General features: G+C 70.2%; 23 protein-coding genes and 1 rRNA gene. 17 read left to right on the forward strand and 7 right to left on the reverse strand.

All coding sequences use genetic code 11. The features are described 5' to 3' along the window. The 3 genes from ACJA3G_RS05280 to eccE all read right to left on the reverse strand — a co-directional run. On the reverse strand, positions 1 to 167 hold a 167-nt coding region (locus ACJA3G_RS05280), incomplete at its 3' end, for an SCO5717 family growth-regulating ATPase (RefSeq protein WP_406551705.1). 257 nt (positions 168 to 424) lie between these two features. Continuing rightward, complete coding sequence (locus ACJA3G_RS05285) at positions 425 to 1,117, reverse strand: hypothetical protein (RefSeq protein ID WP_406551706.1); 693 nt, start codon at positions 1,115 to 1,117, stop codon at positions 425 to 427. A 77-nt stretch (positions 1,118 to 1,194) separates the two neighbouring features. Further along, positions 1,195 to 2,475, reverse strand: a complete 1,281-nt coding sequence (eccE, locus tag ACJA3G_RS05290; protein WP_406551687.1) for a type VII secretion protein EccE — start codon at positions 2,473 to 2,475, stop codon at positions 1,195 to 1,197. Between the two features lie 207 nt (positions 2,476 to 2,682). Between eccE and eccB the strand changes: the two genes are divergently transcribed. From eccB to ACJA3G_RS05325, 7 genes are all read left to right on the forward strand, one after another. After that, positions 2,683 to 4,230: a type VII secretion protein EccB gene (gene eccB, locus ACJA3G_RS05295; RefSeq protein ID WP_406551688.1), complete on the forward strand. Its 1,548-nt coding sequence runs from the start codon at positions 2,683 to 2,685 to the stop codon at positions 4,228 to 4,230. Positions 4,231 to 4,253: 23 nt separating this feature from the next. Continuing rightward, positions 4,254 to 5,606 carry a type VII secretion-associated serine protease mycosin gene (gene mycP, locus ACJA3G_RS05300; RefSeq protein ID WP_406551707.1) on the forward strand — a complete coding sequence of 451 codons (1,353 nt, stop codon included), beginning with the start codon at positions 4,254 to 4,256 and terminating at the stop codon, positions 5,604 to 5,606. Between the two features lie 220 nt (positions 5,607 to 5,826). Continuing rightward, positions 5,827 to 6,321, forward strand: a complete 495-nt coding sequence (locus ACJA3G_RS05305) for a hypothetical protein (protein ID WP_406551689.1) — start codon at positions 5,827 to 5,829, stop codon at positions 6,319 to 6,321. A gap of 13 nt (positions 6,322 to 6,334) precedes the next feature. Beyond that, positions 6,335 to 7,705 carry a hypothetical protein gene (locus ACJA3G_RS05310; RefSeq protein WP_406551690.1) on the forward strand — a complete coding sequence of 457 codons (1,371 nt, stop codon included), beginning with the start codon at positions 6,335 to 6,337 and terminating at the stop codon, positions 7,703 to 7,705. 39 nt (positions 7,706 to 7,744) lie between these two features. After that, positions 7,745 to 8,977, forward strand: coding sequence for a S8 family serine peptidase (locus ACJA3G_RS05315; RefSeq protein WP_406551691.1), 1,233 nt, complete (start codon positions 7,745 to 7,747; stop codon positions 8,975 to 8,977). Between the two features lie 33 nt (positions 8,978 to 9,010). Continuing rightward, positions 9,011 to 9,376, forward strand: coding sequence for a WXG100 family type VII secretion target (locus ACJA3G_RS05320; protein WP_406551692.1), 366 nt, complete (start codon positions 9,011 to 9,013; stop codon positions 9,374 to 9,376). 80 nt (positions 9,377 to 9,456) lie between these two features. After that, positions 9,457 to 9,765, forward strand: coding sequence for a WXG100 family type VII secretion target (locus ACJA3G_RS05325; RefSeq protein WP_406551693.1), 309 nt, complete (start codon positions 9,457 to 9,459; stop codon positions 9,763 to 9,765). Positions 9,766 to 9,838: 73 nt separating this feature from the next. On the opposite strand, the gene ACJA3G_RS05330 is transcribed toward ACJA3G_RS05325, so the two are convergent. Then, positions 9,839 to 10,072: a DUF397 domain-containing protein gene (locus ACJA3G_RS05330; RefSeq protein WP_406551694.1), complete on the reverse strand. Its 234-nt coding sequence runs from the start codon at positions 10,070 to 10,072 to the stop codon at positions 9,839 to 9,841. Positions 10,073 to 10,165: 93 nt separating this feature from the next. Beyond that, the gene (gene eccCa, locus ACJA3G_RS05335) at positions 10,166 to 14,113 is read right to left on the reverse strand and encodes a type VII secretion protein EccCa (protein WP_406551695.1); all 3,948 of its coding nucleotides are present in this window, start codon (positions 14,111 to 14,113) and stop codon (positions 10,166 to 10,168) included. Between the two features lie 172 nt (positions 14,114 to 14,285). On the opposite strand from eccCa, the gene eccD reads away from it, so the two are divergent. The 6 genes from eccD (at position 14,286) to ACJA3G_RS05365 (ending at position 21,403) form a co-directional block, all read left to right on the forward strand. Beyond that, on the forward strand, positions 14,286 to 15,758 hold the full coding sequence (eccD, locus tag ACJA3G_RS05340; protein ID WP_406551696.1) for a type VII secretion integral membrane protein EccD: 1,473 nt from the start codon (positions 14,286 to 14,288) through the stop codon (positions 15,756 to 15,758). Positions 15,759 to 15,982: 224 nt separating this feature from the next. Then, complete coding sequence (rpsO, locus tag ACJA3G_RS05345; RefSeq protein WP_344078972.1) at positions 15,983 to 16,273, forward strand: 30S ribosomal protein S15; 291 nt, start codon at positions 15,983 to 15,985, stop codon at positions 16,271 to 16,273. 279 nt (positions 16,274 to 16,552) lie between these two features. After that, entirely contained in the window at positions 16,553 to 18,769 is a 2,217-nt protein-coding gene (locus tag ACJA3G_RS05350; protein WP_406551697.1) for a polyribonucleotide nucleotidyltransferase, read from the forward strand. Further along, complete coding sequence (locus ACJA3G_RS05355) at positions 18,766 to 20,145, forward strand: M16 family metallopeptidase (protein ID WP_406551698.1); 1,380 nt, start codon at positions 18,766 to 18,768, stop codon at positions 20,143 to 20,145. The genes ACJA3G_RS05350 and ACJA3G_RS05355 overlap by 4 nt, the downstream gene beginning before the upstream one ends. Positions 20,146 to 20,194: 49 nt before the next feature. Further along, positions 20,195 to 20,947: a 4-hydroxy-tetrahydrodipicolinate reductase gene (gene dapB, locus ACJA3G_RS05360; RefSeq protein WP_406551699.1), complete on the forward strand. Its 753-nt coding sequence runs from the start codon at positions 20,195 to 20,197 to the stop codon at positions 20,945 to 20,947. A gap of 15 nt (positions 20,948 to 20,962) precedes the next feature. Continuing rightward, entirely contained in the window at positions 20,963 to 21,403 is a 441-nt protein-coding gene (locus tag ACJA3G_RS05365) for a hypothetical protein (protein ID WP_406551700.1), read from the forward strand. 43 nt (positions 21,404 to 21,446) lie between these two features. Here the strand turns inward: ACJA3G_RS05365 and ACJA3G_RS05370 are convergent, their stop codons facing one another. Further along, entirely contained in the window at positions 21,447 to 21,998 is a 552-nt protein-coding gene (locus ACJA3G_RS05370) for a hypothetical protein (protein ID WP_406551701.1), read from the reverse strand. Between the two features lie 127 nt (positions 21,999 to 22,125). Further along, a complete protein-coding gene (locus ACJA3G_RS05375; RefSeq protein ID WP_406551702.1) occupies positions 22,126 to 22,365 on the reverse strand; it encodes a hypothetical protein in 240 nt (79 codons plus the stop codon). A gap of 191 nt (positions 22,366 to 22,556) precedes the next feature. On the opposite strand from ACJA3G_RS05375, the gene thyX reads away from it, so the two are divergent. The 4 genes from thyX to ACJA3G_RS05395 all read left to right on the forward strand — a co-directional run. Beyond that, the gene (gene thyX / locus ACJA3G_RS05380; RefSeq protein ID WP_406551703.1) at positions 22,557 to 23,297 is read left to right on the forward strand and encodes an FAD-dependent thymidylate synthase; all 741 of its coding nucleotides are present in this window, start codon (positions 22,557 to 22,559) and stop codon (positions 23,295 to 23,297) included. Between the two features lie 200 nt (positions 23,298 to 23,497). Then, a complete protein-coding gene (gene dapA, locus ACJA3G_RS05385) occupies positions 23,498 to 24,397 on the forward strand; it encodes a 4-hydroxy-tetrahydrodipicolinate synthase (protein ID WP_406551704.1) in 900 nt (299 codons plus the stop codon). 134 nt (positions 24,398 to 24,531) lie between these two features. Continuing rightward, positions 24,532 to 26,217: a ribonuclease J gene (locus tag ACJA3G_RS05390; RefSeq protein WP_358836855.1), complete on the forward strand. Its 1,686-nt coding sequence runs from the start codon at positions 24,532 to 24,534 to the stop codon at positions 26,215 to 26,217. A 545-nt stretch (positions 26,218 to 26,762) separates the two neighbouring features. Then, positions 26,763 to 26,870: ribosomal RNA gene (locus ACJA3G_RS05395) — 16S ribosomal RNA — on the forward strand; the annotation flags it as partial.

Raw genomic sequence — 26,870 nt, forward strand, 5'->3', positions numbered from 1 at the left:
GGGGGAGGCGGCGTCGCCGCGTCCGCGCTCGGCGCCGCGTTCTGCGTGTACCAGGCCGGCGGGGTGTAGTCGATGGTGAACTCACCCGTGGGCTCGGGATCGGCGTCGGACCGATTCTCGTCGCGCGCGTTCCCGCCGGTGCGGAACTGGTCCTGATCGCTGTTCACCGGATTCCTTTCGTTCGCAGGCCGTCCCAGCCTAATCGCCGACAACACCGCACCGGCAGGCCCGGCCGCCCCTCACCGACTGTCCCGTCCATCTGTCCCGTCCATCACGGCGTGCCCATGGGGCTGCCGTCAAGTGACAGGGGGACGGCGTCGTGTGGCCGGAGCGTGAACGAACCGTTCACGCACCCGCTCAGGACCGGTCGTACCTGCTCGTGTTCCCTACGTTCTTGTGGCGGCACGCGCGCGGCGCGGACCGCTCAGTCCATCCGCCGGGCGGAGCCGAGCAGTCCGGTCTCCGCGTCCGTGGCCTGGGTCATCACGAACTGGCGGTCGCGGGCGCCGCACCACAGGGTGACCCCGTCCGCCAGCGTGGACAGCGCCTCCGTCTCGGCCTGCGCGAGATGCATGATCCGTCCGATCTGCGCGGCCTCGTCCGGCGAGACCCGCTGCACACCGACCAGATCCGACTTCTCCAGCAGCCGGGGCGCCACGGGGCTCAGATACGGCAGCAGGGTCAGCACCGACTGCCACGGTCCCGAGACCACGCGCCCGCGCGGGGGTCGCATCCCGCAGTCGCGGATGACCACGACCGGCGATCCGGCGGACGCGCCCTGCGGCGGCACCCGGCCCACGTCGTGCAGCGCGATGCACTGCTGGCCGCCGCCGGCCGCCTGGGCGAGCGCCGTCCAGGCGGGGGCCCGGCCCGTTTCCACGGTCACGCGCGCGCCGGTGGCCGCCGCCCGCAGCGCGAGCACCTGCGCGGTCCAGAGCCCGCCGATCAGCGTCACGTCGTACGCCGTCGGGCGGTTGATGCCGAGGACCGACGGGCGTCCCGACGCGTCCACGCCTATCACCATGCCGTCGTCGCCGACGGGCAGCGCCAGCACCTCCACCATGTCGGCGGAGAGCGCGTGCCGGTCGCGGCGCGGACCGAGGAGTCCGAAGCCCATCCGGGCGCGCCCCCTGCGGACCTCCGGAGAGGCGGGCGCGGGCTGGGCGGTGGAAGGAGAGACAGAGGACGTGGTCATCAGCGCGCACCCCCGAGCGGCAGTGTGGCCAGCATGCCGGGCAGCTGTTCGCGGTCCAGGCGCACCAGGCCGGTCTTCACTCCGCGCGCGGTGCGCTCCAGCTCCCGGCGGGCGGTGACCAGTTCCTCGTCGCTGCGGCCGGTTATCCGGACGTGTCCGGTGAGCGTGATCTCCTGGCGGTCGCCGGCGGCCAGCGTCAGGCTGAAGGTGGTGGCGAGCGCGGGCAGCGAGGTCAGCAGGGCGACGAGCTGCGGCATCGAGGCGCCGGCGCCGCCCAGTTGGGGCCAGCGGCCCACCCAGTACGTCGTGTGGCGGCGGTCGTCGCAGCGCCAGGTCCTGGCCGTCTCCTGGGTGCGCCGCCCCGGCGTGCCCGCGCGGCCCGCCTGGGTGATCGCCATCGGGTTGGCGCAGGTCGACGTGGCGATGGCGCCGGTCAGCTCCTGCTCGGTGAGGACCGTCGCGCGGAACCCGGCGCCGGTGAGCCGGCTCGCCAGCTGGTCCGCCACCCGCACCAGGCACTTCTGGGCGCCGGTCAGACCGCCGCCGCGCGCCGCCACCGCCTCCGCGCACAGCTCGGGGTCGAGCTTGAGCGCGATCCAGGTGATGCGCACCGCGGGCGAACCCGTCTGGGCCTGAAGGGGGGCGTAGTTGCGCGCGGCCACCGACTGCTGCGGCAGGTGCGGGGCGGGCGCGGGCTGGGTGTGCTGGACGATCTGCGCGGACTCCAGCCGGATGCCGTCGACGTCCAGGGCGTCCCGTACGAGAGCGACCGGCAGCGGGCGGGTGCCGCGCTCGGGGCGCAGCGCCGTGGCGTCCATCTCGACCTGGAGCACGGCGGTGAGGAAGGTGCCGTCCCCGACCATGCCGACGGGGCGGCGGTCGCGGTCACCGAACGTGTACGTCCGCAGGGCCGGGTCGCACTCCACCGCCGGGGCGAAGCCCGGTTCGGTGCCCGCCGGGACCGGCAGGCTCGCCGCCCTGCGCGTACGCGCGCGCAGCGCGAGGGCCGTGCCCAGCCACTCGGGCAGCGAGCGGCGGTGGCGGCGGACGACCGCGAGGAGCACCAGCAGCGCGGCGACCACACCGGCGGGCACCAGCATCAGGGTGCCGATCACCCAGGCGACGAGCAGCAGGGCGGCGGCGAGCTCCACCAGGACGAGTTGTTGCAGTCGGAACGACCCGAAGTGTCCGGGCCGGGCCTTGAGGCGGGGTGCGGAGGCTCCCGGCGCGGGGGCCGACGGACCGGCGGCGGCAGGCCGCACACGCGTCGCGGACGCCATCACTCCACCACCCCCCAATCGTGCGCAAGCACCCAAAACATCCGGATTCCCCCAGCTCGGCAAGGGGTCTTGTCGGCGGCTTCACCCTACCCGCCCCACAGGCACCCTCGGTCAACAGGCATAGTAGGGGGCCGGTCTGACAATCGAGGCCCGGGGACCGCAGGACCAGGTCCGATCAGGGGGCCGCGCGGGGAGAGACAGAGGCGCATGGCATCACGGCGGGACGAGCTCAACGCGTACACCTTTGCGAAGAAGCGCACGGTGGCGGCGTTTCTGCAACCGTCTCCCACGGGCACGGAGGAGGGCGCCCCGCGCCCGCTCAAGGCCGTCGTGCCGAGTGTGATCGTGGCCGCGCTCTGCCTGGCCGGCTTCGGGGCCTGGGGAATGTTTAAGCCCAAGGCGCCGCAGGGCTGGGACACCCCCGGTACCAAGGTGATCGTCGGCAAGCAGTCGACCACCCGTTACGTCGTGCTCTCCACCGGCAAGGGCAAGGACAAGAAGGTCCTGCTCCACCCGGTGCTCAACCTGGCCTCCGCCCGACTGCTGCTCGATCCCGCGAAGTTCGACGTCATCCAGGTCAGCGACGACATCCTGGACTCGGGCAAGCTCGCGCGCGGCCCGATCCTCGGCATCCCGTACGCCCCGGACCGGCTGCCCGCCGCGAGCGAGGCCGGCAAGGCCAAGCGCTGGGCGGTCTGCGAGCAGCCGGGCGGCGGCAAGGACTCGGTCCAGAAGGCCGCGTTCGTCTTCGCCGACCGTGACTTCAAGCTGACCGACGACAAGCGCCGGCTCACCGGCGGCCAGGTGATGTACGTCCAGGGCCAGAAGAACCAGGCCCGTTACGTGGTCGACGCCAAGGGCACCAAGTACCTGGTCAAGGGTGCTCCCGGCGATCTGCTCGCGCGGACGCTGTTCGGCGCCGACGAGAAGCCGCAGCAGGTCACGGACGACTGGCTGGCCACCCTCCGCGACGGCACCCCGATCGATTTCCCGACGATCCCCGGCACCGTCGGGGCCCCGGCCGGCACCGGCGGCGGGCTCTCGCCGCAGCAGGACAAGGTCGGGATGGTGCTGAGCGCCCCGACCGGCGCGGGCCGCCAGCAGTACGTGGTGCTCCAGGGCAAGGTCCAGCCCGTCTCCGACTTCACGGCCTGGCTGGTGCTCAACTCCCCGCAGACGACGCGGCTCGGCATGCGCGGCGACGTCAGCAAGGTGAACGCGGGCGACATCACGCCGACGCCCGAGTACTTCGGCGCCACCAACAACTGGCCCGAGAAGAGCGCCAAGCAGGTCAACGCGGGCAGCGCGGGGGCGGGCGCCCGTAACACCGTGTGCAGCGTGCTGCGCAAGGTCGACGACAAGGGCAACACCACGCTGTCCACCTGGGCGGGCACCGAGTACCCGGCGGCCATCACCGCGGGCGGCACCAGCACGTACGTCACCCCCGGTACGGGCCTGCTCTACACCCAGGTGCAGGGCCGCCAGACGCGCCCCGACGGTTCGCTCTTCCTGGTGACCGACACCGGACTGCGGTACGCCGTGCAGGCCAACGGCGACAGCGACGCGGCCCGTTCGGACATCGGCGCCGGCGATCAGCAGAAGCCGGACGACGGCCGCCCCGAGCCGAGCCAGGCGCAGCAGCGCCTCGGATACGAGAAGGTCACCCCGGCCCTGGTGCCCATCAACTGGTCGGAGTTCCTGTCCAAGGGCCCGCGGCTCGACACCAACAGCGCCCGCCAGCCCCAGGGCTCGTAGGGAAGGACTGACCTGTCGTGTCGATGCTGAAGCCATACAGGAAACCGGTGCTGGTGGGCGCGGCSACGGCCGTSGCCGCGCTGACGCTCGCGCCCTCGGCGCACGCGTCCCCGGCGTACGCCCCGGCGGCTCCGGCAGCCCCGGCCGCCCCCTCCGCCCTCGGACTCGACGGCAGCGGCGAGTGCACCTTCCCCATGAAGCAGCAGATCGAGGGCCGCCCCTGGTCGCTCCAGCGGGTGCTCTTCGACGAGCTGTGGCAGGACACCAAGGGCAAGGGCGTACGGGTGGCGGTCATCGACACCGGTGTCGACATCGCCAACCCGCAGCTCAAGCCGGCGGTCGACGCCAAGAGCGGCGCCGACTACCTCAAGCCCGAGAAGGACGGCAACGGCGAGCAGAACGACAAGCGCGGCAAGACCGGCGGCACGGTCGACGAGGTCGGCCACGGCACCAAGGTCGCGGGCATCATCGCCGCGCGCCCCCGCGCGGGCACCGGCTTCGTGGGCCTGGCGCCCGAGGCCACGATCATCCCGATCCGCCAGAACGACGAGAAGAACAGCGGCAAGACGGACACCATGGCGAAGGCGATCGACCACGCCATCGACCAGCACGCCGACGTGATCAACATCTCCCAGGACACCACCGAGCCGCAGGGCCCCAACTCCGATCTCGCCAAGGCCGTGCGGCGCGCCCTCGACAAGCAGATCGTGGTGGTCGCCTCGGCGGGCAACGACGGCATGGACGGCAAGCTCAAGGAGACCTACCCGGCGGCCTTCCCCGGCGTACTGGCGGTCGCGTCCTCGGACCGCAACAACGAGCGCGCGGTGTTCTCGCAGCCGGGTACGTTCGTCGGGGTCGCGGCGCCGGGCGTCGACATCGTCTCGACCGTGCCGGGCAACGGCCAGTGCTCCGACAACGGGACGAGCTTCTCGGCCCCGTACGTCGCCGGGGTCGCCGCGCTGCTGCGCGCCAAGTACCCGTACGCGAAGACCAGGTGGACGGCCGCGCAGATCATCGCGCGGATCGAGCAGACGGCGGAGCGGTCCGTCAACGGGCACGACAACTTCGTCGGCTGGGGCGTGGTCGACCCGGTCCGCGCGGTGACCGACGACTCGCCGCCCGAGGAGGCCGCGCACCCGGACCCGGGGCCGCCCAGGGCCCAGGCCCCGAACGTGACCGCGCTGGCCCTCTCGGAGACGCCCCAGGAGCGCAACGAGCGGTACGCCACCTACGCGTTGGGCATCGGCGCGCTGCTGGTGGCGGTGGTCGCGGGCACGGCCACGGTGATCCGGGACTCCCGCCGACGGGCCGCGCGCGGACTGAACGGGTCGACCGGACCAGCTGGACCGACCGGATCGACCGGATCAACGGCGTGAACGGGCCGCTGGAGAGGTTCTGAGAGAACTGAGAGGTTTTCGGGACGAGTCTGCGACATCTTTGAGTACGGATACTCATTCGGCTCCACATCCGAAGTGACTAGAGTGATCACATGCTTCGCGTGCTTCACGAGTGTGACGAGCGAGTTCGACGGAGCGACTGAGGTTTTGCGGTACCGGTGGCAGAGCGGTGCCGGCGGGGAATTCACGGGGAGGAACAGTGGCCGAGCCGAACGGTGGCGGCAGCGGCGGCAAGCCGGACCTCGGAGTCGACGGGGTTAGCCTCGCCGACTTCAAGGGCCGCATGGAGGAACTGCTGCGCAGCCTGGAGAAGTCCCCGGCGCGCCACACCAAGATCGCCGACCAGCGGGTGCAGCCGGAGGCGTACGGCAAGGGCTTCGCGGCGGCGGACGAGCTGCACAAGGCGTACGACAAGGTCCGTACGAACCTGGAGCGGCTCACCAAGATCTTCGGTGACCAGATCGAGGGCATGGGCATCGCGGTGCACATCGCGGACAAGGGCTACGGCGGCATCGACGTGGACGAGGCCCACCGGTACCAGGCCATCCGTAAGGAGACGGAGAAGTACTACGAGTCTCCGGCGGCCGACGGCGGTACGAAGCCGGGCGCTGACCAGGGCGGTAACGCCGGCAGCGCCGACAAGGGTGGCCAGGGTGGTCACGGGAACGACGCCGACTCCGGCGGCCTGAAGTAAGGGGGGCATGACGATGGCTACGGACGAATTCGAGGGCATGTCCCTGGAGGCCCTCCACGCGATGCTCGCGTCGGCGAAGCCGACCGAGCTGACCGGTGCGGCCGAGGCGCTGGCCGCCGCGGCGCCCGACATCGCGGACATCGCTCGGGACCTGCGCTACTACATGGAGCAGGTCAAGTGGCACGGCGCCGGTGGCGACGCGTTCCGCGAGTGGGGCCGCGGGATGGTGTCGCAGACGCTGGTGCTGAGCGAGTACGCCGGTGTCGTCGGCGAGGAGATGGCCCGCGCGGGCCAGGCCCTGACGGAGGCGAAGGCGGCGCTCCCGCCCGCGGACGGCATGTGCTACGCCGACCCCGAGAAGGAGAAGGCGCGGCTGAAGGCGCTGGGGCCGAAGACGAACGAGGCGATCAACCAGCTGAACCGGCTGTCGTCGTACTACGACGCGTCACGGGACCGGATCTCGGCGCAGCCTGAGCCCAAGTTCGCGCCGTTGCCGGGTGGGCCGGGTACGGATTCCCTGGACGAGCGACGCTACAGCGGGTCCGGTTCCGGCTCCGCCAGTGGCTCCACTGGCGGTGCCGGCGGCCACACCACTGCGGCGGTCACGGGTACGCACGGGTCCAGCACGGCGGGCACGACGAATTCCCCGTCACACACCTCGGTCGCCTCCACCTTCACCCCGCACGAGTCTCCGTCGCGTACGGCCATCGACTCCGTGACGATGACTCCGCCTCCGGAGACCACGGCGCGGCCGACCGTACCCACGGGCCCCGTGCCTGTGCAGGCGCAGCCGCCCGTCCTCACCCCGCCTCCGGTGATGCCCGGCCCGCTCGGCAAGATCGGTACGCAGCCGACACCCGGCGTGACCCGCGTCGGTGTCCCCGGCGAAGGCCCCGCAGGCGGCCGAGCGGTGGGCAATCCGCGCGGTCCGGGCATCGCTCGTCCGAGTGGTCTTCCGGGCACCACGCGCGGTATCACCGCCGAGGGCATCACCGGCGGGCGTCCCATCCCGACGACCGGCCGTGGCTCGACGCCCCGGCTCCCGATGGGCACGGTCGTGGGCGAGGAGCGCGCCGGTACCGGCATGGGCCGTGGGCCCATGGGCGGCGGCATGGGGCACGGCCCCGGCGGCGCGCCGCGTGGCGCCACCGGCATGGGCGGTCGCAGGCTGGCCTCCGAGCCGGGTGGAACTGTCGGGGCTCCGCGTGCGTCTCTCGGCGGGCGTGGTGAATTCACCCCCGGCGGTACGGGGTTGGTGAACGGCAACAAGCGAGGCACGGACCGACGTCGTTCCACTTCTTCCGAGGCCCCCGACTACCTGGTCGAGGACGAGGAGACGTGGGCGATGGACCACCGCAAGGTCGTCCCGCCGGTCGTCGACTGACGTACGCAAACCATCGCCGCTCAAGGAGTCCGCAGTCCCATGTTCAGCTCAGCCCGCGCAGTGCGCAGCCGCTCGGCACTTCTCGGTGCCGCGCTGGCTGCCGCGCTGGCCTGCTCCGTCGGCACCGCGCCGACGGCGCTGGCCGACGACATGCGGTCCAAGCAGTGGTACCTGGACGCGATGGACGCGGAGGCCGTCTGGAAGGTCGGCACCGGCAAGGGTGTCACGGTCGCGGTGATCGACACCGGTGTCCGTTCCGAGCCGGAGCTGACCGGCCGGGTGCTTGGCGGCCGCGATTTCACCGGATCCGGTGATGGCCGCAAGGACTCCAGCGGACATGGGACGAGCATGGCGGTGCTCATCGTCGGCAGTGGAGCTGATGGCGGGATCAAGGGACTGGCACCGGACGCGAAGGTCCTGCCTGTCAGATCCGTTGTGACGGACCATGACTTCGCCGGGACGGCCAGCACAGCCAAAGCGATTCGTTACGCGGCTGAGTCGGACGCCCGCATCATCAGCATTTCGCTGGGAAGCGACTCGCCCAGTGAGGGCGAGAAGCAGGAGCTGGCCTCGGCCGTCACCTACGCACTGGGCAAGGGAAAGCTGATCTTCGCCGCCGCGGGCAACAGCGGCGACAAGGGCAACCTCGTCGAGTACCCGGGTGCCACCCCCGGGGTCGTGGCGGTGGGAGCGGTCGGTACGGACGGGAAGGTGGCCAAGTTCTCCAGCACCGGCAGCCATGTCGCGCTCGCCGCGCCGGGGGACAAGATTCCGTCCCACTGCAGTGACGGCAACGGCTACTGCGAAACCAACGGCACCAGCCAAGCCACCGCCCTAACCTCCGCCACAGCCGCCCTCATCTGGTCCGCCCACCCCGACTGGACCGGCAACCAGGTGCTGCGCGTGATGATGGAGACCGCCGGGCACAACGGCAAGGTGCCGAGCCAGTACATCGGGTACGGCACCGTCCGCCCCGCCCAGGTCCTCCTCAAGGGCAACGGCAACCCGGGCCCCGCCGACGTCAACCCGCTGCTCGCCGCCCGAGGCGCCGGCGCCGGCGCCGGCACACCCACGACTTCCCCCTCTCCCGCAGACACAGCAGACAAGGGGGCAGGCAGTGGCGACAAGGAGAAGCCGCAGGCCGGCAAGGCCGCGGGAGCGGCGTCCGGCGAGGACTCCGCGCCCTGGACCGTCATCGCCATCATCGCCGCGGCCGTCGTCCTCATCGGCGGCGCCGTCGCGGCGGTACGTGTACGCAACAAGCGAGCGTGAACACTCGCTCGGACACTCACGAGAGGGAAGAGAATGAGCACCAATCCCGGTGGTCAGAGCATTGGCTACGAGGCCGTCACCAAGGCCAAGACCGCCATCGAAGAGACCGCCCACGACATGAGCCAGCAGATCCGTGTGCTGGCCGACGCGATCGCCACGGTCAGTGCGGGCTGGAGCGGTGCCGGTGCCGACCAGTTCAAGATCGCCCAGGACACGCTGAACACGCGTCATGACGACATCCGCCGCAAGCTGGACGTCCTCTACAACGCCGTGGTCGGTACGAAGAACCTCAACCAGCAGAACGACGAAGAGGTCGACGCCGCGTTCCGGGCGATCAACGCCCAGGGGGGTGCCGCCAGCGGTGGCGTGCCCAACACCTCGGGCATCAACGGCCTCTAGGCAGTACCGCCGGGCGGCCCGCGGGTGCCCCGGCGTACGCACGCACCCCCACCACACTTCAGACTTCACGAGGAGCAGACATGGGTGACTTGGGTCCCGACCTCAAGATTCGGTATGAGAGCGTCCAGGCGATCGCGGACAGCATCCGCGCCATCTCCAAGCGCATTATGGACGACCTCGGCCGGATGGAATCGGCCGTCAACGTCGTCGCCAGCACCTGGGACGGCGAGGCGCACGGTCAGTACCTGAAGGTCCAGAAGGACTACCGGCGCGACGCGCACGACATCCAGCAGACGCTGGAGAAGATCGCCAAGACGATCGAGCACGGCAAGACCAGCTACCACCAGACCGACGTCAAGGCGTCGCGGCTGTTCACCGAGGCCTACTGATCGCAGCGGTCAGGCGCAGTAAAGGGGGTCACGCCCGTCGGGCGTGACCCCCTTTCGTCTGCGCCCCGCGCGCTCAGCGCAGGTCGAACTCGCCGTCCCGCGCGCCCAGGACGAACGCCGTCCACTCCGCCTCGGTGTACCGCAGCACGGTGTCCGGGTCGAGTGACGACCGCATCGCGACCGCCCCGCCGGGCAGATGGGCGATCTCCACGCGCTCCGTCTCGTTCTCGGTGCCGGGCGCGCTCACCCACTCCGCGCCCGAGATGTCCAGGGCGTACAGCTCGTCCTTCTCGCGTTCGCTGCCCATGTCGCACGTTCCCTTCGAAGTTCAGTGCCGCCCAGGGTAGTTGGAGCGGGCGGTTCGCACCGCCCGTTCCTCCCTTCTGTCACCCCCGGCCCGTCACTGCTCCGGGAGCCAGCCCAGCTGCACCAGCGGGGTGCCGCGCTTGCGCGAGACGAAGTAGCCGCGGCCCTGCGGCATCGGGCGGGGGCGGACGTTGCCGAGGACGTCGCCCTCGTTCGGGTCGCCGGACAGGACCACGCCCTGCGCGCCGAGCTCCTTGATGCGCTGCATGAACGTCTCGTACATCGACCGGGACGCGCCCGCCGAGCTGCGGGCGATGATGAAGCGCACGCCCACGTCACGCGAGAACGGCAGGTTCTCCACCATCACCGACAGCGGGTTGCCCGCGTTCGTCGAGACCAGTTCGTAGTCGTCGACGATGATGAAGACCTGCGGGCCGGTCCACCAGGACCGGTCGCGCAGCTGCTGCGGGGTGACGTCCGGCGGCGGCTGGCGGCGCACCATGAGGTCCGCCAGCGCGTTCATGTGCATCTCCAGCGCGCTGGAGAGCGGCGCGTACTCCAGGAGATGGGTGTCCGGGATCGCGTCCAGGAGCGAGCGGCGGTAGTCGCCGACGACGATCTTGGCCTCGTCCGGCGAGTACCGCTCGGAGATCTTCTGGGCGAGGTGGCGCAGCAGCGCCGTCTTGCCCGACTCGCTCTCACCGAAGACCAGGAAGAACGGGTCGGTCTCGAAGTCGACGAACACCGGCTCCAGATTGGTCTCGTCGATGCCGATCGCCACGCCGTGCTGCGGGTACTCGAAGCCCTTGGGCAGTTGGTCGGCCGGCAGCCGGCGGGGGAGCAGGCGGACGGTCGGGGCCGCCGGGCCCTGCCAGGCCTCCTTGGCCGTCCGTACGAACGTCTCGGTCGCCTCGGAGAGCGTCTCGGGGTCGCAGGAGCCGTCCATGCGCGGCAGCGCCGACATGAAGTGCAGCTTCTCCGCGACCTGGCCGCGGCCCGGCATGCCCACCGGCACGTTGGCGGCGACCTTGCGGTCGAACTCGGAGTCCATCGAGTCGCCGAGCCGCAGCTCCAGACGGCCCAGGATCTGGTCCTTGAGCGCGGCGCGCACCTCCATGTAGCGGGAGGCGGTCAGGACGACGTGGATGCCGTAGCCGAGACCGCGGCTCGCGATGTCCTGGACGACGCCGTCGAGCATCTCGTAGTCGCCGCGGAAGGCGCCCCAGCCGTCGATGACCAGGAACACGTCGCCCCAGGCCTCGCCCGGCAGGTCACCGGCCGCGCGACGGCGGCGGTAGGTGCCGATGGAGTCGATGCCGTTGGCGCGGAAGAACTCCTCGCGCCGGTTCAGCACGCCCGCGACCTCCGCCACCGTACGCCGCACCCGCTCCGGGTCCAGGCGCGAGGCGATACCGCCCACGTGCGGCAGGTCGGAGACGGCCGACAGACCGCCACCGCCGAAGTCGAGCCCGTAGAACTGCACTTCGTTCGGGGTGTGGGTGAGCGCGAACGAGGAGATCATCGTGCGCAGCAGCGTCGACTTGCCGGACTGCGGGCCGCCGACGATCAGCATGTGGCCGGCCGCGCCGGAGAAGTCGCGGTACAGCACCTCGCGGCGCTGCTCGAAGGGCTTGTCGATGAGGCCGAGCGGCACGATGAGTCCGCCGGGGCGGGTGTACTCCGTCGCGTTCAGCCCGCGCTCCGCCGTCGTCGCGATCCCCGGCAGCAGCTGGTCCAGCGAGGGCGCGTCGTCCAGCGGCGGCAGCCACACCTGGTGGGCGGGGACGCCCTGCCCCTCCAGGCGGCGCACGATCACGTCGAGCACGGTGTCGGACAGCGCGTCGTCCTCGCCGCGGCTCCTGACCGCCGACGGGTCCGGCGCCGCGTAGACGACCGGCACCGGGGCTGCCGTGAACACCGCGGGGCGCCGCTCGATCGGCAGCGGGCCCACGGTCAGGTCCGGGCCGCCGGAGCGGTAGGTGCCCGACACATAGGCCGCCTTGAAGCGGACCATCTCGTCCGTACCGAACTTGAGGTAGCCCGAACCCGGCACCGACGGCAGGTGGTAGGCGTCGGGCACGCCCAGCGCCGTCCGCGACTCGGCCGCCGAGAAGGTCCGCAGACCCACGCGGTACGAGAGGTACGTGTCGAGGCCGCGCAGCTTGCCCTCCTCCAGGCGCTGCGAGGCGAGCAGCAGATGCACACCCAGGGAGCGGCCGATACGGCCGATCTGGATGAACATGTCGATGAAGTCGGGCTTGGCGGTGAGGAGTTCGGAGAACTCGTCGATCACCAGGACCAGTGAGGCGAGCGGCTCCAAGGGGGCACCCGCGGCGCGCGCCTTCTCGTAGTCGTGCATGTTGGCGTAGTTGCCCGCCGAGCGCAGCAGCTCCTGGCGGCGCTGGAGCTCGCCGCGGATGGCGTCGCCCATGCGGTCGACCAGGGTGAGGTCGTCCGCCAGGTTGGTGATGACCGCCGCCACGTGCGGCATCTGGGACATGCCGGTGAAGGTCGCGCCGCCCTTGAAGTCGGCGAGGACGAAGTTCAGCGTCTCCGAGGTGTGGGTGACCGCGAGGCCGAGCACCAGGGTGCGCAGCAGCTCCGACTTGCCGGAACCGGTCGCGCCGACGCACAGGCCGTGCGGGCCCATGCCCTCCTGCGCCGCCTCCTTGAGGTCGAGCATCACGGGCTGGCCGTCCTCACCCACACCGATCGGCACCCGCAGCCGCTCGGCCGTCGAGCGCGGTCGCCAGGTGCGGGCCACGTCGATGGAGCCGGCGTCGCCCAGGTTCAGCAGGTCCGTGAAGTCCAGGTTGGCGAGCAGCGGCTCGTCGTCGTCACCGCCGCCCATCTGGAGCGGGGCCAGCTGGCGGGCCAGCGCCTCGGCGGCCGGCAGCGACATCTGGTCCGGCACACCCTCGTACGCCATCCCGAAGCCCGACTCCAGGCGCAGCCGTCCCGGCCGCACGACCACCGAGAGGCCGCCGCGCGGCTCGTCGAGCTCGCCCGGCACCACCTCGATGATGGTGACGCCCTGCAACCCCTCGGCGGCGGCGAACGCCGAGTCCGGCGGCACCATCCCGCCGTCGAGGACCACCACCAGGTGCGGCTGGTCCAGAACCGGCTGGTTGTCCCGGCTGAACCGGGGCCGCCCGTCCAGCCTGCTGTGCAGCAGCAGCTCCAGCTCGCCCAGGTCGTCGCCGAACAGGCGCTTGGTGCCGGCGCCGTCGACCTGGCCCGGCACCTGGGTGTGCGGCAGCCACTTCGTCCAGTCCCAGCGCGCCACCGCGCCCGGCGCCGCCACCACGGCGACCATCAGGTCGTCGGGGGAGTGCAGCGTCACCAGCTGCGCCACCAGCGCGCGCGCCGCCGACCGGGCGGCGTCCGGGTCACCGGAGACCGTCACGTGGTAGAAGGCGCGCATCGAGACCGCCATCGGCAGCCCGTCCAGCGAGCCGTGCACCGCGAGGAACTGCTGCATCGCGCCCGCGCACAGCGGCTCCAGCTCGTCCACCGGCGCCGTCTCCGGCGCTATCAGCGGGGTCGCGAGCTGCTGGGCGCCCAGGCCGATCCGGGCCTGCCCGAAGTCGTCGTCGCCCACCCGGCGCTCCCAGACCCGCGAGCCCTCCGCGACCACCGACCACAACTGCTCGGGCGCCGGGTGCAGATACAGCTGCGCGTCGCGCTGGCGGCGCGCGGTCTTGCGCACCGCACGCCGGGTCTGGGCGAGGTACTTGAGGTAGTCGCGCCGGACATCGGCCATTTGCCCCTGCGCACCCTTGCGGAACTTCACCAGCTGCGCGACGACCATGGCCAGGGTGGACACCAGCATCAGCGCGCCCATGATCTTCATGAAGGGCGCCGAGTTCGGCATGAAGAAGAACACCACCGACGAGCCCATGCCGAGCATCGGCAGGAGCTGCATCAGCATCGACTCCTGCTGTCCCCGCGGCAATTCCGGCGGCGCCTCCAGCCGCAGCTCGTCCGAGGACACTTCGGGCGGCAAGGACCGCGGCGGGCGTTTGACGACGATCTGGCTCACCGGAGCATCAATCCCTCAATACGGACGGTCACTTGCGTTCCGGCGCCCCCGTGACCGCTCGTTTCAGGGGCTCCCTCCGCGCGACGGTGATCCTACTTGCAGCCTGTGACACCGGAGCCCGGTAGGGTGGCGCGCGCAGTGTGCGCAACCGCGAATCAGGGGGTCCGAGGACGTGAGTACGACCGCAGCGACAGGCTTCTGCCGGGTCACGGTGGTGGCGCCCGACAGTCGCATCGATGTGGCCCTCCCGGAGGACATCGCCGTCGCCGACGTCTATCCGGAGATCCTCCGGCTCACCGGGCAGACCCAGCCCGCGGGGGCGCCCACCGGCTACCACCTGGTGCGCCGCGACGGCACCGTCCTCGACGGCGCCCGCACCCTCGCCGCCCAGCAGGTCCTGGACGGGGAGCTGCTCAGCCTGCGCCCCTTCGCCGAGTCGCTGCCGCCCGCCGTCTTCGACGACGTCTCGGACGCCGTCGCCTCCGCGGTCACCCGCGACCGCCATCTGTGGAGCGACGACCTGCTGCGCTGGGCGGGCCTGGCCGGCGGTGTCCTGCTGCTCGTCCTGATGGGCTTCGTCCTCTGGTACGCCGACCCCGTCGACCACGACATGCACGGCCTGCCCGGCATCATCGCGGGCTCCGCCGGCCTGCTGCTCACCGCCTTCGCGGGGGTGCGGGCCCGGGTCTACTCCGACCGCGCCAGCGCCGTGGCCCTGGGCCTGGGCGCGCTGCCGCTGCTGCTGATCGCGGGCTCCGGCATCCTCGGCCCGGACAGCGGCGACGGCCCCGGCAAGCTCCAGTTCCTGCTCGGCTGCGTCACCGTCCTGGTCGCCTCGGTGTCCCTGGTCGTGCTCACCCCGAGCGGCGACGCCCCGTTCGTGGCGGCCACCTTCCTCGCGGCCACCGGCACCCTCGCCACCTTCGTTGCCATCCTCACCGAGTCCAGCGCCACCCGGACCGCCGCGGTCTGCGCCCCGGTCGCCATCGGCCTGGTCGCCTTCCTGCCGGGCCTGTCCGCCCGCTTCGCCCGGCTCCCCATCGGCTACGCCTCGCCGCGCAGCGCCGCCGCCGACGACTTCGGCGCCGAGCCCAGCAACGCGCCCGAGGCCCGCCCCGTCGACGCCGAGCGCATCGCCGCCCAGGCCCGGCGCGGCCACGAGATGCTGCTCGGCCTGGTCGGCGGCTGCGCCGCCACCGTGGTCGGCTCCGCCGCGGTCCTCGGCTTCTCGCACAACGTCTACGGCCAGCTCCTCGCCCTCACCGCCGGACTCGCCATGCTGCTGCGCGCGCGTCTGTTCCGCTACACCTCGCAGGTCGCCTGCGTCCTGGTGGCCGGGATCACCGCGATCGCCCTGCTGGTCCTCGGCCTGTCCCTGAACCCGCCCGGCGACCTGCTGTACGACTTCGTCCGCTACGGCGACCGCGGCTCCCTCGACATCCGTACGATCTGGCTCTCCGCGGCCGTCGCGGCCGGCGCCGCGCTGATCACCGCGATCGGCCTGGTCATCCCGAAGAAGGGCCTCTCGCCGTTCTGGGGCCGTACCCTCGACCTCGCCGAGGGCGCCGTGCTGCTCTCGCTGGTCCCGCTCTGCCTGGCCGTCCTGGACGTATTCGACCGGGCCCGCTCGCTCACCAGCGGCTGACCGGCCCGTACCGGCGCCCCGGGGACACGCCCGGGGGTGCGGGGGCCCCCGATCGGACGAGTCCCGACGTACTGGTACGCTGTGTGACGGCCGTTTGTGTACGCGTCTTCGGATTTCTTCTGGAGGCTGCGCCCAGCGGATCCCCGCCTCCCGAGTAACGGAAGCTCCCCTGAGACCAAGACCAGGGGCACTCGGTGGCACATCACGACTACGAGGAGTACCGAGTGTCTCTCGACGCCGCTACGAAGAAGCAGATCATGTCCGAGTTCGGCCAGAAGGAGGGCGACACCGGCTCCCCCGAGGTCCAGGTCGCCATGCTCTCCCGCCGCATCTCGGACCTGACCGAGCACCTCAAGACCCACAAGCACGACCACCACTCCCGTCGTGGTCTGCTGATCCTGGTCGGCCAGCGCCGCCGCCTGCTGCAGTACCTGGCCAAGAAGGACATCCAGCGCTTCCGTACGCTGGTCGACCGCCTGGGCATCCGCCGCGGTGCGGCCGGCGGCGCCAAGTAAGTCGCCGTGAAGGGAGCGGTTCCCACCTATTAGGGGGCCGCTCCCTTTGCTGTACGTGCGCGACGTACCGGACGCTCAGTACTCTGGTCGTACAACGCACCAAGGAATGAGGGAGAAGCCTCCTCCCGCCGCCGGTCCTCGGTAGTGGCCTCCGGGGAGAGAACGCCCCCGGATGCTTCGATCGAAGACCGGCCCGCAGCACAGGAGCGCTTCTCCGCTGACCGTCCCCCCGCCACACGGGCCCGGGGACGAAAGACGATGAGTATGGAGAAACCACTGGTGGAGAACGAGACCCACTACGCCGAGGCCGTCATTGACAACGGTTCCTTCGGCACCCGCACCATCCGCTTCGAGACGGGCCGCCTGGCCAAGCAGGCCGCCGGCTCCGCCGTCGCGTACCTGGACGACGACACGATGGTCCTCTCGGCCACGACCGCGTCCAAGAAGCCCAAGGACCAGCTCGACTTCTTCCCCCTGACGGTGGACGTCGAGGAGCGGATGTACGCGGCCGGCAAGATCCCCGGCTCCTTCTTCCGCCGCGAGGGCCGCCCCTCCGAGGACGCCATCCTCACCTGCCGGCTGATCGACCGCCCGCTGCGCCCGTCCTTCAAGAAGGGCCTGCGCAACGAGATCCAGGTCGTCGCCACGATCATGGCGCTCAACCCCGACCACCTCTACGACGTGGTCGCCATCAACGCCGCCTCCTGCTCCACGCAGCTGGCCGGCCTGCCCTTCTCCGGCCCGATCGGCGGCGTCCGCGTCGCGCTGATCCGCGGCCAGTGGGTGGCCTTCCCGACGCACACCGAGCTCGAGGACGCCGTCTTCGACATGGTCGTCGCCGGTCGCGCCCTCGAGGACGGCGACGTCGCGATCATGATGGTCGAGGCCGAGGCCACCGAGAAGACGATCCAGCTCGTCAAGGGCGGCGCCGAGGCGCCGACCGAGGAGGTCGTCGCCGCCGGTCTGGACGCCGCCAAGCCCTTCATCAAGGTGCTCTGCAAGGCCCAGGCCGAGCTCGCCGCCAAGGCCGCCAAGCCGACCGGCGAGTTCCCGGTCTTCCTCGACTACCAGGACGACGTCCTGGAGGCGCTCACCGCCGCGGTCAAGGGCGAGCTCGCCCAGGCGCTGACCATCGCGGGCAAGCTGGACCGCGAGGCCGAGCTGGACCGCGTCAAGGAGCTGGCCGCCGAGAAGCTCCTGCCGGCCTTCGAGGGCCGCGAGAAGGAGATCTCCGCCGCGTACCGCGCGCTGACCAAGAAGCTGGTCCGCGAGCGCGTCATCAAGGACAAGGTCCGCATCGACGGCCGCGGGATCACGGACATCCGTACCCTGGCCGCCGAGGTCGAGGCCATCCCGCGCGTGCACGGCTCGGCGCTGTTCGAGCGTGGCGAGACCCAGATCCTGGGCGTCACCACCCTCAACATGCTCCGTATGGAGCAGCAGCTGGACACCCTCTCCCCGGTGACCCGCAAGCGCTACATGCACAACTACAACTTCCCGCCGTACTCCGTCGGTGAGACCGGCCGCGTGGGCTCGCCCAAGCGCCGCGAGATCGGCCACGGCGCGCTCGCCGAGCGCGCGATCATGCCGGTGCTGCCGACGCGCGAGGAGTTCCCCTACGCGATCCGTCAGGTGTCCGAGGCCCTCGGCTCCAACGGCTCGACGTCGATGGGTTCGGTCTGCGCCTCCACCATGTCGCTGCTGAACGCCGGTGTGCCGCTCAAGGCCCCCGTCGCCGGTATCGCCATGGGTCTGATCTCCCAGGAGATCGACGGCAAGACGCACTACGTCGCCCTCACCGACATCCTCGGTGCGGAGGACGCGTTCGGCGACATGGACTTCAAGGTCGCCGGTACGAAGGAGTTCGTCACCGCCCTCCAGCTCGACACCAAGCTGGACGGCATCCCGGCCTCCGTCCTGGCCGCGGCCCTCAAGCAGGCCCGCGACGCCCGCCTCCACATCCTCGACGTGATGATGGAAGCGATCGACACGCCGGACGAGATGTCCCCGAACGCCCCGCGGATCATCACCGTCAAGATCCCGGTGGACAAGATCGGTGAGGTCATCGGCCCCAAGGGCAAGATGATCAACCAGATCCAGGAGGACACCGGCGCCGAGATCACGATCGAGGACGACGGCACCATCTACATCGGTGCCCAGGTCGGCTCGCAGGCCGAGGCGGCCCGCGCCACGATCAACGCGATCGCCAACCCGACCATGCCGGAGGTCGGCGAGCGCTACCTGGGTACGGTCGTCAAGACCACCACCTTCGGTGCCTTCGTCTCCCTGATGCCCGGCAAGGACGGTCTGCTGCACATCTCGCAGATCCGCAAGCTCGCCGGTGGCAAGCGCGTGGAGAACGTCGAGGACGTGCTCGCGGTCGGCTCCAAGGTGCAGGTCGAGATCGCCGAGATCGACTCCCGCGGCAAGCTCTCCCTGATCCCGGTCGTCGAGGGTGAAGAGGGCGACGAGACGAAGGACGACACCGACAAGTGACGTCCCGTAGCTCCAAGGCGACGGCCCGCACCTCCTCGGAGGCGCGGGCCGTCGCCCGTACCCAAACGCTTATCAAGGGCACGGGCGGCATCGGCACCGTCCGCCGTACGACCCTGCCCGGCGGCCTGCGCGTCGTCACCGAGACGCTGCCCTCCGTACGGTCGGCGACCTTCGGCATCTGGGTCCAGGTCGGCTCCCGTGACGAGACGCCCACGCTCAACGGCGCCACGCACTACCTGGAGCACCTCCTGTTCAAGGGCACGCGCAAGCGCAGCGCCCTCGACATCTCCGCCGCGATCGACGCGGTCGGCGGCGAGATGAACGCCTTCACGGCGAAGGAGTACACCTGCTACTACGCGCGCGTGCTCGACACCGACCTGCCACTGGCGATCGACGTCGTCTGCGACATGCTGAGCGGCTCCCTCATCCTCGAAGAGGACGTGGACGCCGAGCGCGGTGTCATCCTCGAAGAGATCGCGATGACGGAGGACGACCCGGGCGACTGTGTGCACGACCTGTTCGCGCACACCATGCTCGGCGACACCCCGCTGGGCCGCCCGGTCCTCGGCACCGTCGACACCATCAACGCGCTGACCCGGGCACAGGTCGCCCGCTTCTACAAGAAGCACTACGACCCGCGCCACCTGGTCGTGGCCGCCGCCGGCAACGTCGACCACGCCACCGTCGTACGCCAGGTGCGCCGGGCCTTCGAGAAGGCCGGCGCGCTGACGCAGACGGACGCGGTCCCGGTCGCCCCGCGCGACGGCGTCCGCACCCTGAAGACGGCCGGCCGGGTGGAACTCCTCAACCGCCGCACCGAGCAGGCGCACGTCGTCCTCGGCATGCCGGGCCTGGCCCGCACCGACGAGCGCCGCTGGGCGCTCAGCGTGCTGAACACGGCCCTGGGCGGCGGTATGTCGTCCCGCCTCTTCCAGGAGGTACGGGAGAAGCGCGGCCTCGCCTACAGCGTGTACTCGTACACCTCGGGCTTCGCCGACTGCGGTCTGTTCGGCGTGTACGCGGGCTGCCGGCCCAGCCAGGTCCACGACGTCCTGAAGATCTGCCGGGACGAGCTGGACCGGGTCGCCTCCGAGGGGCTGTCGGACGAGGAGATCGGCCGGGCGATCGGCCAGCTCTCCGGCTCGACCGTCCTCGGTCTGGAGGACACGGGCGCGCTGATGAACCGTATCGGCAAGAGCGAGCTGTGCTGGGGCACCCATATGTCGGTCGACGACATGCTGGCCAAGATAGCCGCGGTCACCCCGGACGACGTGCACGAGGTGGCCCGTGATGTGCTGGGCAGGCGTCCCTCGCTGTCCGTCATCGGCCCGCTGAAGGACAAGCAGGCCGACCGCCTCCACGAAGCGGTCTCCTGATCCGTACGCAATCCGTACGTACGTGTACGCAAGGACGTGAGGAAGCAAGATGAGCAAGCTGCGCGTGGCGGTTCTCGGCGCCAGGGGCCGCATCGGATCCGAAGCGGTCCGGGCCGTGGAAGCGGCCGAGGACATGGAGCTGGTGGCGGCCCTGGGCCGGGGTGACAAGCTGGAGGCGCTCGCCGACGCGGGCGCCGAGGTCGTGGTCGAGCTGACCACGCCCGCCTCGGTGATGGGCAACCTCGACTTCTGTGTGCGCCACGGCATCCACGCGGTCGTCGGCACCACCGGCTGGACCGAGGACCGCCTCGCGCAGCTCACCACCTGGCTGGACGGCTCGCCGTCCACCGGTGTGCTCATCGCGCCGAACTTCTCCATCGGCGCCGTCCTGACCATGAAGTTCGCGCAGCTCGCGGCCCCCTACTTCGAGTCGGTGGAGGTCGTCGAGCTGCACCACCCCAACAAGGTGGACGCGCCCTCCGGCACCGCCACACGCACCGCGCAGCTCATCGCGGCGGCCCGCGCCGAGGCGGGCGTCGGCCCCGCGCCGGACGCCACGGCGACCGCGCTGGACGGGGCGCGCGGCGCGGACGTCGACGGCGTCCCCGTCCACGCGGTCCGGCTGCGCGGTCTGCTGGCGCACCAGGAGGTCCTCCTGGGCGCCGAGGGCGAGACGCTGACGATCCGTCATGACTCGCTCCACCACAGCAGCTTCATGCCGGGCATCCTGCTCGGCGCGCGCCGCGTGGTGACCACTCCCGGCCTGACCTTCGGCCTGGAACACTTCCTCGACCTGAACTGAGCTGGACTGCCGGTCATGCGCGCAAAGATCACTTACTTCGTCACGGCTGCCGTCCTGGTCTTCTACTTCGTCCTGGTCGGCAGCCGGGGCGTGATGCTCATCCAGGACGGCAAGCTGATCACCGTCACCATGGGGTTCGCCGTCCTGGTACTGCCGCTGATCGGCATCTGGTTCCTCTGGGCCAACACCCGCTTCGTGACCCGGGCCAACGCCCTCGCCGCCGAGCTGGAGGCCGAGGGCGGCCTGCCGGTCGACGAGCTGGTCCGCACGGCGGGCGGCCGGATCGACCGCGACTCGGCGGACGCGGTCTTCGCCCGCCGCAAGGCCGAGACGGAGGACGCGCCGAACGACTGGCGCTGCTGGTTCCGGCTCGCGGTGGCCTACCAGGACGCCCGGGACACCCCGCGCGCCCGCAAGGCCATGCAGCGGGCGATCTCGCTGCGAGAGGCGGAGTAGCCCCGGCGCTTGGCGCCACCGGCGTCCAGAGCCAGGCCTCCGGTCAGACGCGTCCGTACTCCGCGCCCCACGCCTCCACCGTGTCGGCGGCACGGTCGAAGGCCTCCACACGTGCCAGGAAGTCCGCGTCGTGGTCGGTGAGCAGCGCGCCCAGCTGGGCACCGCCGCGCCGGGAGACGAGCAGCGCCTGACCCTGCACGGTCCTGGGCAGTCCCAGCCACCGCACCGGCTGCTGCACCGTCCGTACGTTCTCGATCTGCGGCCACGGCACCGTGACGGTGCTCAGGAAGCGGACGCGCCGCAGCCCGGCCCGGCTGACCCAGACGCCCATCCGCAGCATCCGCAGCGCCGACGCGATCACCAGGAGCGCGACGACCAGCACCACGACCGCCTCGGCCGGACCGCCCGTGAACGCCATGATCACCGCGGCGAGCAGCACGAACGAGGCGAGGAGCAGCAGCACCGCCGCGGCTGCGACCCGATAGGGGCCCGGCCGGTAGGGACGCCGCCAGCGGTCGTGGTCGTCGAAGGGCAGCGCGACGTCGTCGGCGGTCGCATCGAATGCGCGGTCGGCCGTCAGGAAAGGCAGGGGCACGACTGATCCTCACTCACAAGCACGCTCGATTGGCTGTGCCCGGTGAGGCTACCCAGGAGGCCGTCGGACGACCACCTCCGGGGGGCCATGCAGGTGCCTCCCACGCCATTCGGCCGAGGGGGAGGGGTCAGCGGCCGTTCGCTGCCTGCGGCTGCTGGGAGTGGGTGGGCGACTCGTTCGGCTGCAGGGCCGGCATGCCGAACAGGAGCGAGCCCGCGAGCCCGGCCGCCACGGTGAGCCCGATCAGCGTACGGCCCACTATGCGGCCGGCGCCGGCACGCTCGCGCGGCGGCGGGGCGACGTTGCTGCGGAAGCGGTCGGCATCGGCGACGAACGCGAAGGGGACGGGCTCACGCCGGCGAAACATGAGGGGCTTCTCCTTGCCAGTGGGGTTGTGCTCGAACTTTGGTGCGTCTACCCGTATAGACGCGCGAAGCTCGCAGTTGGTGCCCGAATCCGCCGAATTGCGCGTGCCACTTTTGGGCGGGCCCGGTAAGGGCACCCATGCCTGTCCGGCTAAGGTGGGCGCGCCCCAGCGAACGATCGGAAGGACCCGCGGTGCCCGACACACCCACCTCAGAACCCAAGCTCATGTTCCGTGGCGATGTCACGGTCGACTTGGTGAAGAGCTCGGCCACCGACTCCGATGTCCTGTGGGCTGCCCGTGTCTCGACGGCGGGTGAGAAGTCACTTGAGGAGCTTCAGAAGGACCCGGAGAGCTCCAAGGGCCTGATCAACTACCTGATGCGGGACCGCCACGGCAGCCCCTTCGAGCACAACTCGATGACGTTCTTCATCAGCGCCCCGATCTTCGTCTTCCGCGAGTTCATGCGGCACCGGGTGGGCTGGTCGTACAACGAGGAATCGGGGCGCTACAGGGAGCTGGAGCCGGTCTTCTACGTCCCGAACGATGACCGGAAGCTCGTGCAGAAGGGCCGCCCGGGCAAGTACGAGTTCGTCGAAGGCACTGTGGGCCAGCACAAGCTCGTCAGTGAGGCCATGGAGCGTTCGTACCGCGAGGCGTACGAGGCGTACCAGGAGATGCTCAACGAGGGCGTGGCCCGCGAGGTCGCCCGCGCGGTGCTCCCGGTCGGCCTGTTCTCGTCGATGTACGCGACGTGCAACGCCCGGTCCCTGATGCACTTCCTGGGCCTGCGCACCCAGCACGAGCAGGCGAAGGTGCCCTCGTTCCCGCAGCGGGAGATCGAGATGGTCGGCGAGAAGATGGAGGAGCACTGGGCGAAGCTCATGCCCCTCACCTACGCCGCCTTCAACGCCAACGGCCGCGTCGCCCCGTAAGTGGCGCGAATCCGCCCACACAAGCACAGATGTACGAATAGGCCGCGCAAAGTGTCCGTATTGCGGCGTTTCGTGAAGTTCATCTAGGCTGATCAAACGGACCCGGCACTGCTTGAACCCCCGAGCAGGCAGTGCCGGGCTCCCTCTGCCACGTCCCCCGAGGGGACACCCGGCGCTGAGCAGCGAGTAGCGTGTTACCCATGGCTCCGATCTCCACTCCGCAGACCCCCTTCGGGCGGGTCCTCACCGCCATGGTCACGCCCTTCACGGCGGACGGCGCACTCGACCTCGACGGCGCCCAGCGGCTGGCCGTCCACCTGGTCGACGCAGGCAACGACGGACTGATCGTCAACGGCACCACCGGCGAGTCCCCGACCACCAGCGACGCGGAGAAAGACCAGCTCGTACGGGCCGTACTGGAAGCGGTCGGAGACCGGGCCCACGTCGTCGCGGGCATCGGAACCAATGACACGCGTCACACCCTGGAACTGGCCCGCACGGCCGAGCGCTCCGGCGCACACGGCCTGCTCGCCGTGACGCCGTACTACAACAAGCCCCCTCAGGAGGGCCTGTACCGGCACTTCTCGGCCATCGCCGACGCCACCGAGCTCCCGGTGATGCTCTACGACATCCCCGGCCGCAGCGGTGTCCCGATCGACACCGAAACCCTCGTGCGCCTCGCCGAGCACCCGCGTATCGTCGCCAACAAGGACGCCAAGGGCGATCTGGGCCGTGCCAGCTGGGCCATCGCCCGCTCCGGCCTCGCCTGGTACTCCGGCGACGACATGCTCAACCTGCCGCTGCTCTCGGTCGGCGCGGTCGGCTTCGTCTCGGTCGTCGGCCATGTGGTCACCCCCGAGCTGCGCGCCCTCCTCGACGCCTACCTCTCGGGCAACGTCCAGAAGGCCACCGAGATCCACCAGCGACTGCTCCCGGTGTACACGGGCATGTTCCGTACCCAGGGAGTGATCACCACCAAGGCCGCCCTGGCCCTCCAGGGCCTGCCCGGCGGCCCGCTGCGACTGCCGATGACCGAACTGACGGCGGAGGAGACCGCCCAGCTCAAGGTCGATCTGGCGGCCGGCGGGGTACAGCTTTAGCTCCCACTGGGTAAAGCTGTCACCACAGACTTCACAACTGAATAAGAAGAACCAAACAGACAACAGCAAGTGCACGAATGTCATGCGCGCCACGTGCCCGACAGGCACGTGGCGTGCGTGGTGAGGAGAGTCTTTTGAGTCATCCGCATCCTGAACTCGGTACCCCGCCGAAGCTTCCCAAGAACGGCCTGCGCGTCACGCCGCTCGGTGGTCTCGGTGAAATCGGCCGGAACATGACGGTCTTCGAGTACGGCGGTCGCCTGCTCATCGTCGACTGCGGCGTCCTCTTCCCGGAGGAGGAGCAGCCCGGCGTCGACCTGATCCTGCCGGACTTCAGCAGCATCAGGGACCGCCTCGACGACGTCGAGGGCATCGTGCTCACGCACGGCCACGAGGACCACATCGGCGGCGTCCCCTATCTCCTGCGCGAGAAGCCGGACATCCCGCTGATCGGCTCCAAGCTGACCCTCGCGCTGATCGAGGCGAAGCTCCAGGAGCACCGCATCCGCCCGTACACGCTGGAGGTCGTCGAGGGCGACCGCGAGCGCCTGGGCCCCTTCGACTGCGAGTTCATCGCCGTCAACCACTCCATCCCGGACGCCCTCGCGGTGGCCATCCGCACCCCCGCGGGCCTGGCCGTCGCCACCGGCGACTTCAAGATGGACCAGCTCCCGCTCGACGGGCGCCTCACCGACCTGCACGCCTTCGCGCGGCTGAGCGAGGAGGGCATCGACCTCCTCCTCTCCGACTCGACGAACGCCGAGGTCCCCGGGTTCGTACCGCCGGAGCGGGACATCTCCAACGTCCTGCGCAACGTGTTCGCGAACGCCGACAAGCGGATCATCGTGGCCAGCTTCGCCAGCCATGTGCACCGCATCCAGCAGATCCTGGACGCCGCCCACGAGTACGGCCGCCGGGTCGCCTTCGTCGGCCGCTCGATGGTCCGCAACATGGGCATCGCGCGCGACCTCGGCTATCTGCGGGTCCCCGCGGGCCTTGTCGTGGACGTCAAGACGCTCGACGACCTGCCGGACGACGAGGTCGTGCTGGTCTGCACCGGTTCGCAGGGCGAGCCCATGGCCGCGCTCTCGCGCATGGCCAACCGCGACCACCAGATCCGGATCGTCCCGGGCGACACGGTGATCCTCGCGTCGTCCCTGATCCCGGGCAACGAGAACGCGGTCTACCGCGTCATCAACGGCCTGACCCGCTGGGGCGCGAACGTCGTCCACAAGGGCAACGCCAAGGTGCACGTCTCGGGCCACGCCTCGGCCGGCGAGCTGTTGTACTTCTACAACATCTGCAAGCCGAAGAACCTGATGCCGGTCCACGGCGAATGGCGCCACCTGCGGGCGAACGCGGAGCTCGGAGCCCTCACCGGCGTCCCGAAGAACCACATCGTCATCGCCGAGGACGGCGTGGTCGTCGACCTGGTCGACGGCGCCGCGAAGATCGTCGGCAAGGTCCAGGCCGGTTACGTGTACGTGGACGGCCTCTCGGTCGGCGACGTCACCGAGTCCTCGCTCAAGGACCGTCGCATCCTCGGGGACGAGGGCATCATCTCCGTCTTCGTCGTCTTCGACGCGTCGAGCGGCAAGATCGTGAGCGGTCCGACGATCCAGGCGCGCGGTTCCGGCATCGAGGACTCGGCGTTCAGCCCCGTGGTCTCGAAGATCGAGGAAGCGCTGAACAAGTCCGCCCAGGACGGCGTCGTCGAGCCCCACCAGCTCCAGCAGCTGATCCGCCGCTCGGTCGGCAAGTGGGTCTCCGACACGTACCGTCGGCGCCCGATGATCCTCCCTGTGGTCGTCGAGGTCTGACGACCCGTCGGGTACTGACGGCGTACGCCCGGAGCGGGGCCCCTCGATTTGCATCGGGGCGCCCCGCTCCAGTACGTTTACATCTCCTCCAGACGGGAACCCGGTACCTTCGTGTGCCTCCCGCGTCCATGACGCGGGGTCAGGGAAACCGAACGGGAGGGAAATTCCGACTCAGGACTTCTGATAAAGTCGGAACCGCCGGAAAGGGAAACGCGAAAGCGGAAACCTGGAAAGCGAATCCCGCCGACAGGGAATCGGACACGAAAGAGTCTGATAGAGTCGGAAACGAAGGAAGCGCCCGGAGGGCCCGGAAACGGGAACGAAGGAAGCGTCCGTACCTTGAGAACTCAACAGCGTGCCAAAAGTCAACGCCAGATTGACAACCCCGGCCTGCCAKTGATGGYGGGTTGGAGGTTCCTTTGAAAAGTCCTGCCGGCCCTTGTGGCGGGTAGGCAACAACACAGCGAGGACGCTGAGGACGACTGGTCTTATTCCGACCTGGTCGTTCCGCTCTTTCGTGGTGTGCACCCGATTACGGGTAAACATTCATGGAGAGTTTGATCCTGGCTCAGGACGAACGCTGGCGGCGTGCTTAACACATGCAAGTCGAACGATGAACCACTTCGGTGGGGATTAGTGGCGAACGGGTGAGT

Origin of the sequence: Streptomyces sp. YS-3, assembly GCF_045257485.1 — a bacterium.
Taxonomy (GTDB): Bacteria; Actinomycetota; Actinomycetes; order Streptomycetales; family Streptomycetaceae; genus Streptomyces.